The sequence below is a fragment of the Arsenicicoccus sp. UBA7492 genome (assembly GCF_002479615.1).
Lineage (GTDB): Bacteria > Actinomycetota > Actinomycetes > Actinomycetales > Dermatophilaceae > Arsenicicoccus > Arsenicicoccus bolidensis.
Genome location: NZ_DLOE01000045.1, coordinates 79,239 through 91,230 on the forward strand (window position 1 = coordinate 79,239; position 11,992 = coordinate 91,230).

11 protein-coding genes, 1 tRNA gene and 1 pseudogene are annotated in these 11,992 nt (G+C 73.0%); 6 read left to right on the forward strand and 7 right to left on the reverse strand.

Annotated features, from left to right (window positions below):
• Positions 1–6: 6 nt before the first annotated feature.
• Together B4E97_RS13885 and B4E97_RS13890 are read right to left on the reverse strand one after the other, a co-directional pair.
• A complete protein-coding gene (locus tag B4E97_RS13885) occupies positions 7–960 on the reverse strand; it encodes a hypothetical protein (protein ID WP_029210389.1) in 954 nt (317 codons plus the stop codon).
• A gap of 172 nt (positions 961–1,132) precedes the next feature.
• Complete coding sequence (locus B4E97_RS13890; protein WP_019287526.1) at positions 1,133–1,288, reverse strand: DUF5679 domain-containing protein; 156 nt, start codon at positions 1,286–1,288, stop codon at positions 1,133–1,135.
• A gap of 238 nt (positions 1,289–1,526) precedes the next feature.
• Here B4E97_RS13890 and B4E97_RS13895 point away from each other — a divergent pair, with 238 nt between their 5' ends.
• Positions 1,527–2,354 carry an enoyl-CoA hydratase/isomerase family protein gene (locus B4E97_RS13895; protein WP_084412411.1) on the forward strand — a complete coding sequence of 276 codons (828 nt, stop codon included), beginning with the start codon at positions 1,527–1,529 and terminating at the stop codon, positions 2,352–2,354.
• Positions 2,355–2,404: 50 nt separating this feature from the next.
• A complete protein-coding gene (locus tag B4E97_RS13900) occupies positions 2,405–2,947 on the forward strand; it encodes a M48 family metallopeptidase (RefSeq protein WP_019287523.1) in 543 nt (180 codons plus the stop codon).
• 6 nt (positions 2,948–2,953) lie between these two features.
• Here B4E97_RS13900 and B4E97_RS13905 read toward each other — a convergent pair whose 3' ends face one another.
• On the reverse strand, positions 2,954–3,523 hold the full coding sequence (locus tag B4E97_RS13905; RefSeq protein ID WP_029210391.1) for an NUDIX hydrolase: 570 nt from the start codon (positions 3,521–3,523) through the stop codon (positions 2,954–2,956).
• Positions 3,520–4,986: a zinc-dependent metalloprotease gene (locus B4E97_RS13910; RefSeq protein ID WP_029210392.1), complete on the reverse strand. Its 1,467-nt coding sequence runs from the start codon at positions 4,984–4,986 to the stop codon at positions 3,520–3,522. Before B4E97_RS13910 ends, B4E97_RS13905 begins: the two co-directional genes overlap by 4 nt.
• A 168-nt stretch (positions 4,987–5,154) precedes the next feature.
• Here B4E97_RS13910 and B4E97_RS13915 point away from each other — a divergent pair, with 168 nt between their 5' ends.
• Both B4E97_RS13915 and B4E97_RS13920 read left to right on the forward strand, forming a co-directional pair.
• Positions 5,155–5,589: a molybdenum cofactor biosynthesis protein MoaE gene (locus B4E97_RS13915; RefSeq protein WP_029210393.1), complete on the forward strand. Its 435-nt coding sequence runs from the start codon at positions 5,155–5,157 to the stop codon at positions 5,587–5,589.
• On the forward strand, positions 5,586–6,668 hold the full coding sequence (locus B4E97_RS13920; RefSeq protein ID WP_019287518.1) for a YlbL family protein: 1,083 nt from the start codon (positions 5,586–5,588) through the stop codon (positions 6,666–6,668). Before B4E97_RS13915 ends, B4E97_RS13920 begins: the two co-directional genes overlap by 4 nt.
• A 32-nt stretch (positions 6,669–6,700) precedes the next feature.
• Here B4E97_RS13920 and B4E97_RS13925 read toward each other — a convergent pair whose 3' ends face one another.
• Positions 6,701–7,234: a PPA1309 family protein gene (locus B4E97_RS13925; RefSeq protein ID WP_029210395.1), complete on the reverse strand. Its 534-nt coding sequence runs from the start codon at positions 7,232–7,234 to the stop codon at positions 6,701–6,703.
• Positions 7,235–7,468: 234 nt separating this feature from the next.
• On the opposite strand from B4E97_RS13925, the gene B4E97_RS13930 reads away from it, so the two are divergent.
• Together B4E97_RS13930 and B4E97_RS13935 are read left to right on the forward strand one after the other, a co-directional pair.
• Positions 7,469–10,546 (forward strand): UPF0182 family protein, encoded by a 3,078-nt coding sequence (locus B4E97_RS13930; protein ID WP_286960284.1) that lies wholly within the window; start codon positions 7,469–7,471, stop codon positions 10,544–10,546.
• A gap of 82 nt (positions 10,547–10,628) precedes the next feature.
• A tRNA-Met gene (locus B4E97_RS13935) sits at positions 10,629–10,705 on the forward strand.
• Between the two features lie 115 nt (positions 10,706–10,820).
• On the opposite strand, the gene B4E97_RS13940 is transcribed toward B4E97_RS13935, so the two are convergent.
• Together B4E97_RS13940 and B4E97_RS19170 are read right to left on the reverse strand one after the other, a co-directional pair.
• The gene (locus B4E97_RS13940; protein ID WP_286960285.1) at positions 10,821–11,636 is read right to left on the reverse strand and encodes a hypothetical protein; all 816 of its coding nucleotides are present in this window, start codon (positions 11,634–11,636) and stop codon (positions 10,821–10,823) included.
• A gap of 46 nt (positions 11,637–11,682) precedes the next feature.
• A pseudogene (locus B4E97_RS19170) lies at positions 11,683–11,991 on the reverse strand (glycosyltransferase family 39 protein); the annotation flags it as partial.
• Position 11,992 lies beyond the last annotated feature (1 nt).

Genomic DNA, 11,992 nt, shown 5'->3' on the forward strand with positions numbered 1-11,992 from the left:
TGATTGTCACCCCGCGAGGGAGACCTGGGCGGGTAGGTGGGTGAGGCATCGCGGGTGGACCGACCAGGTGCGCTGGCGCGGGACGGGGTCTGCGTCGTGGACCTCGGTGGTGAACCCCACCGGGAGGCGACGCCTGGTGACCGCGTCCCGAGCATGGGCGGCCGCCGCGCCCACGGCCAGCGCCGTGGTGGTGGGGTCGGTGCGCGCGGGCCGGGGGAGGCCGTCCAGACGCCGCGTCGTGAGCTGGGCCAGCAGGCGCGGCCAGGCGGGATCCCGGTCGGTGCGGTAGCGGTCCAGGCACAGGGGGCAGGGGTCGGCGAGCCCGCCCCACAGCGGCCCGACGGTCACCGAGCCGTCCGCCACGACGACCGGCAGGACCATCGCCCACGGTGCCCACTGCCGAGCGACGACGGGGTCGATCGCACCGTCCGCCACCAGCACCGCCAGGGCGGGCGGCCGGCGCGAGTCCCTGGCGGCGGTGCCGGCAGAGGGAGACGGCAGGTGGGTCGGGGCGAGCTCGTCCTGCACGTGGAGGCGAGGGTGCTGTCGTCGCAGGGCGCTCGCGACCTGCTCCGCGAGGTCGCCGATCCCGGCGACGAGCACCGGGACGCGAGCCAGGTCCGACGCGTCCGAGGACGAGTCCACTCCCGGTGCCGGCAGTCGCAGCACGTCCCGGGGGCGGCCGCCGCCGGGTGACCGGGGGTCGAGCAGGCCGTGGGCGGTCAGCAGGTCCAGCAGGTCGCCGAGGCGGCTGTCGTCCTCCCCGTGGCGGACGTAGACGAGCTGCAGGTCTGCCCGGGAGCGGGTGCCGTCGAGCGCCATGACGACCTCACGATCGGCGGCGCTGAGACCGGCCAGCACCATCGCGGTGGGGTGGTGCGCCCCGAGCTGGAGCTCGTCACCGCCACGGTCGAGCAGGCGGAGGCCGGGGCGGAGGGTGGGGCGTTCGCAACGGGTCATGGGTCGTCTCCTACGGGATGCGTGATGGATCGAGCGTGCCACACGCAAACTCAGGCAAACGACAGCAAAAGTACTTCTGTGGATAACCATGAGCGGGACGGTCCCGCTCGGAGATGCCGAGAGGCGGTGCCGGCACAGGTGCCGACACCGCCTCTCGGACGGCAGGTGGTGCTCAGGCCTTGCCGAGGATGCGGTTGAGGTTGGTGCCGCACTCGGGGCACTTGCCCTTGGCCATGCGGCGACCGTTGGTCTCCACGATGTTGCCCTCGGCCTCACGCTTGGCCTTGCACTTGACGCAGTAGAACTCACCCTTGTAGGTGTCGGCCATGTCGTCTCTCCTTGTCGTTCGTGCCGCGGGTGCGGCAATCGGACTTCGGTCACCATAGAGCACATGAGAGCTGGTTCCGGGGATTACGCCGCGTCACCTCGCGAGCACGCAGTCGTGCTCAGGGCGCCCAGGCTGCCCCTGCCGCCCGCGCCGCCGGTCGCGATCCGTGGCTAGGCTCGAGCCACCCGTGCGGCCGGGACGGCCCGGCGCCAGCGCAGCGACGTCGACGAGGATGGCCATGGATCGTGAAAGCCTTTGGTGGGAGCAGGATTTCGAGCACCTGGCGGTGACCCGCCGGGTGCAGGGCGAGCGTCATACGGCCGTGGTCACCCTGGACCTGCCGGAGCAGCGCAACGCCATGAGCGAGGAGATGACGACCTCGTGGGCGCGTCTCGCCTCGTTGCTCGGGGACGACACGCAGCTGGCGTGTGTCGTGGTGACGGGTGCGGGCACGGCGTTCACCTCGGGGGGCAACCTGTCCTGGCTGATGGCCGAGCCGGACGCGTCGGTCAGCGACCTCCGGGCCAGGATGCGCACCTTCTACCGTCGTTGGCTGTCGATGACGAGGCTGGAGGTGCCGGTCGTGGCGGCCGTCAACGGCCACGCGATCGGCGCCGGACTGGCTCTCGCCCTGGCCTGCGACGTGCGCTACGTCGCCGAGGAGGCCAGGCTCGCCGTGCCCTTCACCGGGCTCGGACTGCACCCCGGTATGGCGACCACGTGGTCGCTGCCATCGGTCGCGGGGCCGGCGCTCGCGGCCGACATGCTCCTGACGGGGCGGGTGGTCCTGGGCCACGAGGCGGTGGGCCTGGGACTGGCGTCCGCGGCCGCCCCGGCGGACGAGGTGCTCCGGCTGGCCCTGGACGCCGCCGACCGCGTCGCCGCCGCGGCGCCGGTGGCCACGAGGCTGACCCTGGCCGCGCTGCGGGACGGCGGCCACGACGGTCCGGCCGCGGCGCTGGAGTGGGAGGCCCTCGCACAGGCCACCACGATGGCGACGGCGGACCTGCAGGAGGGCGTCCGGGCGGCGACCGAGCGGCGACCGCCCACCTTCACCGGCCGCTGAGCACGGCGCGCTTGCCCCGGGCCACGCCCGAGCGCCGCTAGGGTGCCGCCATGAGTGAGGTCGAGGTGCGCCGGAGCACCCGTCGACGCCGCACCGTCAGCGCCTACCGCGAGGGCGATCGCATCGTCGTGCTCATCCCCGCCGGGCACTCCCGCCGCCAGGAGCAGGAGTGGATCGACCAGATGGTCGGCCGCATCGAGGCGCGCGAGCACCGGGTGCGCCCGAGCGACGGCCGGCTGGCCGAGCGGGCGTGGGAGCTGTCCCAGTCCTACCTCGGTGGCCTGGCCAGGCCCGCGAGCATCTCCTGGGTGTCCAACCAGCACCGGCGGTGGGGGTCGTGCACCCCCGCGGACGGCACCATCCGGATCTCCGACCGGGTGGCCGCGCTGCCCCGGTGGGTCCAGGACTACGTCGTCCTGCACGAGCTGGCGCACCTGCTGCAGCCCGGGCACGGGCCGGAGTTCTGGCGCCTGCTGCGGAGCTATCCCAAGCTGGAGCGCGCCAAGGGCTTCCTCGAGGGAGTTGCGCACGGCGCACGCGATGACACCCCGCCCGGGGATCCGGGGGACACGGGGGACTGCGTCGACGGATGACCCGTCTCAGGGCGCGCGGAGGCCGGCCCGCTCGATCAGACGGGGCAGCTCCTCGCCGTGCGGGTGCGGCAGCGCGTCCACGGGCCACCAGGCGACGTCGAGGGACTCCGCGCTGACGACGGGCTCTACCTCGCGGACGACGGCGACGAACCTCAGGTCCAGGTGCTCGCGGCACACCGTGAACCCCTCACCCAGCGCGTGCCGGTCCAGGTCGACCAGGACCGGCGTCACCTGCAGGTCCGGGATGCCCGACTCCTCGCGGCCCTCGCGCTGGGCGGCCGCCGCCACGTCCGCGTCGCCGGGCTCGGCATGACCACCGAGCTGGAACCACGTGCGGGCCTTGCGATGGTGCGTGAGCAGCACCTGGCGCCGGTCCTCGGACAGCACCAGGACGCTCGCCGTGAGGTGGGCGGCTGGCCCGTGCTTCCACCACGCGTCGGGGTGACGGTCGAGGTGCACCAGGAAGTCCTCGCGCAGCGACTCCTCCCTCGCGTCGACCGGAGCCAGCTCTGCCAGCAGTCGTATGGCGTCCGCCCGGAGGCTCGCGAGGTTGCCCGGTCGCGCGGGGTCCGTCACGCCGGGCCGTCGGTGGGGCCGCCTCCGGGACGGTCCTCGCGCCCCTCCGACAGCAGTCGGTCGAGCTCGGCGTCCAGGTCGTCGCCCTGCCCGGAGCGCACGCGCTGGACGTAGCCGAGGACGTCGTCCAGGTCGTCGCCGGTCGGCGCCACGTCGGGGTGCGCCCAGACGCTGTCGCGCAGCTCCTGCCCGCCGGCGTCCTCGAGGGCTGCGAACAGGTTGGCGGCGTCGCGCAGCCGGCGGGGACGCAGCTCGAGCCCCACGAGCTGGGCGAAGGCCTTCTCGGCCGGGCCGCCGGTCGCCCGGCGTCGCCGCACGGTCTCGCCGAGGGCGGCCGCCTCCGGCAGGTGCGGTCGCGTGGCTCGGTCGGCGACGACGTCGACCCATCCCTCGACGAGGGCGAGCAGCGTCTCGAGCGAGGCCAGGGCGCGACGCTGGGCGTCTGAGGGTTCCGGGGTGAACAGCGTCGAGCCCAGTGCCTCCTGCAGGGCGGCGGGGTCGCTCGGGTCGACCGTGGACATGCGGGCGGAGATGCCCTCGACGTCGATCGAGATGTCACGGGCGTAGGCCTGCACGGCAGAGGTCAGGGACGCGGTCAGCCACGGGGCGGCGGTGAACAACCGGGACCGGGCCGCCTCGCGGGCCGCGAGGTAGAGGCGCACCTCGGCGGGGTCGACCTCGAGGCCCTCGGAGAGGGCGCGAACCCCGGAGGGGAGCAGGGCCACGGCGTGACCCGGCACGAGGGGGAGTCCCACCTCGGTGCCGGACACCACGTCCTCGCTGAGGCCACCGACCGCCTCGGCCGTCTGGGCGGCGAACATCGCCGCACCCATGCGGTGCATCATCGGGCCCATCTGCGCCATCATCGCCGTGGTGTCCATCCCCTGGGGGAGCTGTGGCATGCCCGGCATGCCCGAGAGCTGCTCCAGCCCGCCGTGCTCGGCGAGCTCCTCGAGCTGCCCCCGCATCGCCCCCGTCATCGCGGCCGTGACGCCGTCCGCGACCGGGGTGACCAGCTCGATCCAGGTGGGCATCGTCGCCTGGACCCACTCGGCCCGGCTCCACACGGCGTCCGGCGCGTTGGCCGCCTCGAAGGCCGTGGCCTGGTCGAGCCACAGCTGGGCCACGCGGATGGCGTCGGCGTGGGAGCGACGGTCGGCGTCCCCCACGACGGCGTCGCCGCCCTGGGCGACGCGCTTGCGCGCGAGGTCGAGCGCGACCGCCCCGTCGACGGCACCCTCGGGGGCCGGACCGGAGAACATCGCCTGGACCTGCTGGCGCACCATCGCCAGCTGGGTGGGGTCGAGCTGCTCCATGCCGAGCTGACGGAGGGCGTCGCGCACCTGGGGGTTGTCCGCGAGCGAGGGGTCACCCATCATCTCGCCGAGCATGCGGGCCAGGGCGGCGGCATCGTCGGGGTCGTGCGGTCCGGACCCGGGTCCGTTGGTGGGTGGGACGGTCACGACGTGCTCCTCCGGTCGACGGATCGGGTGGTACTGCAGCCTCAACGCTAGGAGGGAGCGGGGCGTTCCGTCACGTGCGTCCAGGGACGACGGCGTCGAGGTGCACCACCCTGTCGGTGATGGAGACTAGCCTCTCCCGCAGACGTCCCCCTCGACGGAAGGGCCCCCGTGAGCCAGCCAGTCCCCAGCGCCCGGCTCGTCGCCGTGCGTGACGCGCCGCTGTCCGTCGACGAGGTCCTGGCGGCGGTGAGCGATCCGCGGGCCGGGGCGATCGTGCCGTTCATCGGCATCGTCCGGGACCACGACAGCGACAAGGGCGTCACCAGCCTCGACTACTCGGGCCACCCCACCGCCCTCGACCGCCTGGCCGAGGTCGTGGCCGGCACCCAACAGCTCCCGGGCGTCCTCGCCGCCGCGGCGGTGCACCGTGTCGGCCACCTCGAGATCGGCGACCTGGCCGTCGTCTGCGCGGTGAGCGCCTCGCACCGGGGGGAGGCCTTCGACGCCTGCCGGCACCTCATCGACACGCTCAAGTCGACCGTCCCGATCTGGAAGCACCAGGCCTTCTCCGACGGGACCGAGGAGTGGGTGGGGCTGCCGTGACGGGGGCCTTCCCCGCCCCGGGGATCCCCGCTCCCCGCCGGCGGCGCCGTCGCGTCCTCGCCGCAGTCCTGGGCCTCCTGTGCCTGGTGCTGGTCGCCCTCGCCTTCATCCCGCTGCCGTATGTCGTGATGGGTCCCGGCCCCGTCACCAACACCCTGGGCGCGACCCGCGACGGCCGACCGCTCATCTCGGTGCCCAAGGCCCAGGACCACCCCGCGTCGGGCGTCCTCAGCTTCACCACCGTCTCGGTGCGGGGTGGCCCGGGTGCCACGGTCACGGCATACGACCTGCTGGCCGCGTCCGTCTCGCAGGCTCGCTCGGTCGTGCCCGAGGAGCAGGTGTTCCCCCAGGGCGCGACCAACGAGGAGATCAAGCGCGAGAACGCCGCCGAGATGACCCACTCCCAGGAGGACGCGGTGGTCGTGGCCGAGCGCGCGCTGGGGCTCACGGTGCCCGAGACCGTCTCGGTGGGGGTGCTCCCGACCGGGTCCCCGGCCATCGGGCGGCTCGAGCCCGGAGACCGCTTCGTGCAGGTCGGGTCCACCCCGGTGACCGGCAGCGCGGGGCTGCGGTCGGCGATCCAGTCCTACGCCGCCGGTCAGTCCGTGCCGGTCACCGTCGTGCGCGACGGAGCCCGCCGTCAGGTGTCCCTGCCCGTGCGTGAGCAGCAGGGACGCAAGGTGATCGGGGTCGGGCTCAAGGTCGACTACACCTTTCCCGTCAAGGTCACCATCGACGCCGGCGACGTGGGTGGACCCTCCGCCGGGATGATGTTCGCCCTCGGCATCCACGACCGCCTGACGCCCGGCGAGCTGACGGCGGGCCAGCGCATCGCCGGCACGGGCACCCTGTCGCCCGACGGGCGGGTCGGGCCGATCGGGGGGATCCAGCAGAAGCTCGCCGGTGCCCGCGCGGCCGGGATCCAGTGGTTCCTCGCGCCGGCCGGCAACTGCGGCGAGGTCGTCGGCCACGTGCCGGACGGGCTGCGGGTCGTGCGCGTCGACGACTTCGACGACGCGCTGGCGGACGTGCGGGCCATCGCGGCCGGCAAGGGCGCGGGCCTGCAGGGTTGCGGCTGACCCGATGCGCTCGTGTCAGACCCGGTCGACCGTCAGGCCTCGCTGAGGGTGGCCCGCAACGCCTCGACGAGGCCCGGGGCGATGTCCGGACCCATCGCGACGGCGTCGTCGCTGTCGTGGGCGCGCTGACGCAGGAGCGTCACCTGCTGGCCGGAGCGGTCCACGGCCACGAGCAGCCGCACGTCCTGGCGCGCCGGGTGGGACGCGAGGCGCTCGAGGGCGGCCTCCGGGTCCTCGGGCAGGTCCGCCTCGGCCTCCGGAGGCACGACGATCCGCTCGACGCTGATGGCGGTGCCCGCGACCTCGGCGGGCCACACGATGCCGGCCAGCAGGTCCTCCAGACCTGACGCGTCGGGCAGCTCCTCCTGCTCGATGGCCGTCAGGCCCGCGGGGTCCTCGCCCTCGAGCCTGGCGCCGAGCTGGGGCTCGGCAGCCAGCAGCTCGGCGGTGCGGACGAGGGCGAACAGCCGCGTGGGCTGGTCCCAGCCGGAGCGGGCCACGTGCTGCTCGGTGTCGACGGCGCACGTGATGAGGGGCGTGGGGACGAGCTGAGGAGTCGAGGTCACGGGTCCATGCTGCCTGAGGGCGGCAGGAACCCCTAGCCGGGGACTCCAGACAGCCGGTCAGCCTATAGCCGCCTGCCGAGGCCTTGACGGGGCCCGCGAGACATCGGCGAGCGTCCGGAGCCACATCAGGGTGACGTCTCCCGCCGACGTCCAGCGAGCCGGGGTAGGTTGGGCCGCGAGCACCACGGGCGGCAGTCGCGGCCCGGCGGCCCGAACGTGCAGGAGGACGACGCAGTGAGTGACGAGGGGCGCCCCGCGTCGGGTCCGGCCGATCCCGGAGGCGCAGGTGGCGCGGCACGTGCCCGTCGCCGACCGGGCCGGGGGAGAGCCGGGCGTGGGTGGCTCGGCCCGCTGCTGACGATCGTCGCGGTGGCCGCGCTGGCGCTGGGTGCGCTGGCGAGCGTGTGGACGCAGGTGCTGTGGTTCGACAGCGTCCGCTTCAGCCGCGTCTTCACCACCGAGCTGCTCACCAAGGCCGGGCTGTTCGTGACCGGCGCGCTGGTCGTCGGCGCCCTGGCCTGCTCGAGCATCCTCATCGGCCACCGGCTGCGCCCCGTCTACGCCCCCGTCACGGACGAGCAGGTCGCCCTCGACCGCTACCGCGCGATGCTGGACCCCCTGCGCCGGCTGGCCGTCTGGGTCGTGCCGGGCGTGCTCGGGGTCTTCAGTGGCACCGCGCTGGCCAGCCAGTGGCAGACCTTCCTGCTGTGGCTGCACCGGGTCCCCTTCGGCAAGCAGGACCCCGAGTTCGGGATGGACATCGGGTTCTTCGTCTTCACCCTCCCATGGGTGAGCTTCCTGCTTGACTTCGCCCTCATGGGCCTGGTCCTCGCCGCCATCGTGGCCGCCCTGACCCACTACCTGTATGGCGGACTGCGCCCACCGGGCATGAGCGGGCGCTCCACCAAGGCGGCGGTCGTCCACCTCTCCTGCCTGTTCGCGGCGGTGGCGCTGGTGCAGGGGCTCAGCTACTGGTTCGGGCGCTACGACCTGGCGGTGGCCGACTCCGGGCGCATCACCGGCATCACCTACACCGGCGCCCACGCGGTCCTCCCCGGTCGTTCGATCCTCGCGGTCGCGGCCGTCCTGTGCGCGCTCTTCTTCCTGGCTTCGATCTGGACCGGGTCGTGGCGGCTGCCGGTGGTGGGCGTGAGCCTGCTCGCCGTGTGCGCGCTGGTGATCGGGACCATCTATCCCATGCTCGTGCAGAGCCTCAAGGTCAAGCCGAGCGAGCGCACCCTGGAGCAGCCCTACATCCAGCGCAACATCGAGGCCACCAGGTCGGCCTTCGGGCTCGACAAGGTGGTCAAGACGCCCTACAAGGCGGAGACCACGGTCTCGAGCGGTCAGCTGCGCGGCGACGCCGACACCATCCCGGGCATCCGGATCGTCGACCCCGCGATCGTGGGGCAGACCTTCGAGGCCATCCAGGCGGTCAAGGCCTTCTACTCCTTCCCCGCCAGCCTCGACGTCGACCGCTACCGCCTCGAGGGCAAGTTGGTGGACGCCGTGGTGGGCGCCCGCGAGCTGCGGCTCGACGACCTCGACCGCTCGTGGCGCAACTGGGTCAACGACCACACGGTCTACACGCACGGCTACGGCCTCGTCGCGGCCTACGGCAACCGGCGCGGACCGGACGGTCAGCCGGTCTTCTTCGAGCAGAACATTCCCTCGACCGGCAAGCTCGGCACCTACGAGCCCCGCATCTACTTCGGGGAGGAGTCCCCGACCTACTCCATCGTCGGTGCCCCGGAGGGCAGCGGCGACGCGGAGCTCGACCACCCCGACGGCAGCGCCGGCGGCCAGCGCAACACGACCTACCGGGGGGCGGGTGGCGTCCAGATCGGGTCCTTCCCCCGTCGCCTCGCCTATGCCATCGCCTATCGCGAGCCCAACATCCTGCTGTCCAGCGCCGTCAACCCGGAGTCGCGCCTGCTCGACATCCGCAAGCCGCGCGAGCGGATCGGCAGGGTCGCCCCGTGGCTGACGCTGGACGGTGATCCCTACCCCGCGGTGGTCGACGGACGGGTCCAGTGGATCGTCGACGGCTACACGACGAGCGCCAACTACCCCTACTCGCAGCTGACCGAGATCGAGGACGCGACCTCCGACGCCCTCACGGCCCGGTCCGCGAACGTTGCCGCCCTGGCGCCGGCGCGCGTCAACTACATGCGCAACTCGGTCAAGGCCACGGTCGACGCCTACGACGGCACCGTGCACCTCTATGCGTGGGACGACCAGGACCCGCTGCTGAAGGCCTGGACCAAGGCCTTCCCCGGGACCGTCGAGCCCATGTCGGCGATCAAGGGGGAGCTGATGCAGCACCTGCGCTACCCCGAAGACATGTTCAAGGTCCAGCGATCGATGCTCGGCAAGTACCACGTGACCGACGCCAACAGCTTCTTCGGCGGGCAGGACTTCTGGAAGGTCCCGACCGACCCGAGCGACCGGACGACCGGGGCGCCCAGCCAGCCTCCGTACTACCTCTCGCTGGCCGTGCCAGGCCAGGCGGCCCCGACCTTCTCGCTGACCACCACCTACACCCCGGAGAAGCGCTCGGTGCTGTCCGCCTTCCTCTCGGCCGACGCCGATGCCGGGGGCAAGGACGGTCAGCGCAAGGATGGCTATGGCACGTTGAGGCTGCTCGAGCTGCCACGGGACACCCAGGTGCAGGGGCCGGGGCAGGTCGCCAACAACATCTTCTCCTCCAACGACTCGTCGCCTCGGTTCGCGCTGACGCTGAGCCAGTTCCTCAACAACAACTCGCAGGGTGGGTCCAAGGTCTCGATGGGCAACCTGCTGACCCTGCCCGTGGGCGGGGGAGTGCTCTACGTCCAGCCGATCTACGTGCAGGCCTCGTCCGGCACGTCCGCGTACCCCCAGTCCAAGGCGATCGTCGCCTCGTTCGGCGACAAGCTCGCCTGGTCGGACACGCTGGACGGCGCGCTCGACGGACTCTTCGGCGGCAACTCGGGAGCCACGGCCGGCGACCAGGGCACGTCGGGCCCGGCGGCCCCGACCGCTCCGAGCACCCCGACCCCGGGCCAGAGCCCAGGCACCCCTCAAGGCAACCAGGGCAACGCGGAGGTGGCCAAGCAGCTCACCGCAGCGCAGGAGGCGATGAAGGCGGCCGACGAGGCGCTGGCCAAGGGCGACTTCACGGCGTACGGCGAGGCACAGAAGCGGGTGCGGGCGGCGGTGGACGCGGCTCTCAAGGCCCAGCGTCCGGGACAGACCACCGTGGTGCCGGCGTCGCCGTCCGCCACCCCGTCGGCGACGCCCACCTCGACGCCGACCCCGACGAGTCCCTGACCGGGTCAGGAAGGGTGACGGAAGCGCGGCTGGTCGCCGATTTGCACCTCCCGTCCACCGTCGCGTAACCTGAAGTCACCGACGCGGGGTGGAGCAGCTCGGTAGCTCGCCGGGCTCATAACCCGGAGGTCGCAGGTTCAAATCCTGCCCCCGCTACCAACCTGGCCCGGGATTCGATCCGAATCCCGGGCCAGAAGCATGTCTGGGCGGTCATCGCTCCGCGGCTCTCCCGCCGGCAGGCACTCAGGCTCGCCAGGTCCGCGGCCTCACCACGTCATGGACGTGCGAACGACGAGGGCACCCGCGTCGGGTTCCGAGCCCTCTCCTCACGCGGACAGGTGCCGCTGCCTGGGCCAGACTCGCGACCAGGAGCCGACCGGGCCGGCGCAGACCCACACCCGCGCACCGAACTCCTCGTTGTCCACGCCGGGGTCCAGGGTGGCCGCGAGCCGGCACCCGTCCCACAGGTCGGGGTCGGGCTCCCTGTCGCCGAGGAGCACGACGGGGCCGGAGCTCTCGGGTGGGGGTTCCAGTCGGCGTAGCCGTTGTGCCCGCTCCAGGCGGGCCTCCCCGTGAACCAGCTCCACGCACATGCCTCCCCGTAGTTCTGGCTCAGCACGACGACACCGGCCGGCTGCTGGTCGACGACGTCTCGCACCTGAGCGACCACGGTGGGCCAGCCGATGGTGTTGAGCTGGTCGTCGTTGATCGCGGCCCACGGGGTCGCGGCATAGACGGGTGCCGGTAGCACGGGCAGGGCTGACGGCAAGGGCACCAGTCCGGCGATCGCCGCGATCCAGACGAACCATGAGGACCGGGGCCGCCCGGGCGCCGGAGCCGGGAGCGCCGGGCTCGAGCGTGCCGCTCCTGCTGCGGCCAGGGCCACCAGCAGGCCGAGGGTGTAGTAGTGCTTGCCGCCGGTGGCGAGCAACACCGCGAGCACCACGACGTATGCCGTCGCGACGGGCGCGACCAGGCCCGTCCGGTTGCGCAGGCCGACGCCGAGGCCGCGCACCGCCAGGTAGCCGCCGATCGGCCCGAGCAGCAGGAGCTGGAAGCCGGCCGGCGTCCTCGGCCCGGATGTCGGCACCGAGCTCGAGCTGGGGCCAGCCGTGGGTGGCCTGCCAATGGAGGTTCGGGGCCCACAGCGCGACGGCGACCAGGGCGGCCGCCCAGAGCCACGGACTCGCGAGGTGCCCCCGGAACCGCGGTGACCCCGCGAGCCCGACGACCAGGCCGAGGGCGAGGAACGCCGGCAGCGTCTTGTTCTCCAGCCCCACCCCGAGCAGCAGGCCTGCGGCCAGCCACCACCGTCGGTCTCCCGAGCCCAAGGCAGCGACCGCGAGGCGGGTCACCCCCACCCACACGGCCAGGTCGAGCGTGGACGTCGAGAGCAGGTGCCCGACGGAGGGCGCCCCCGGCCCGACCACCACCACCACCACCACC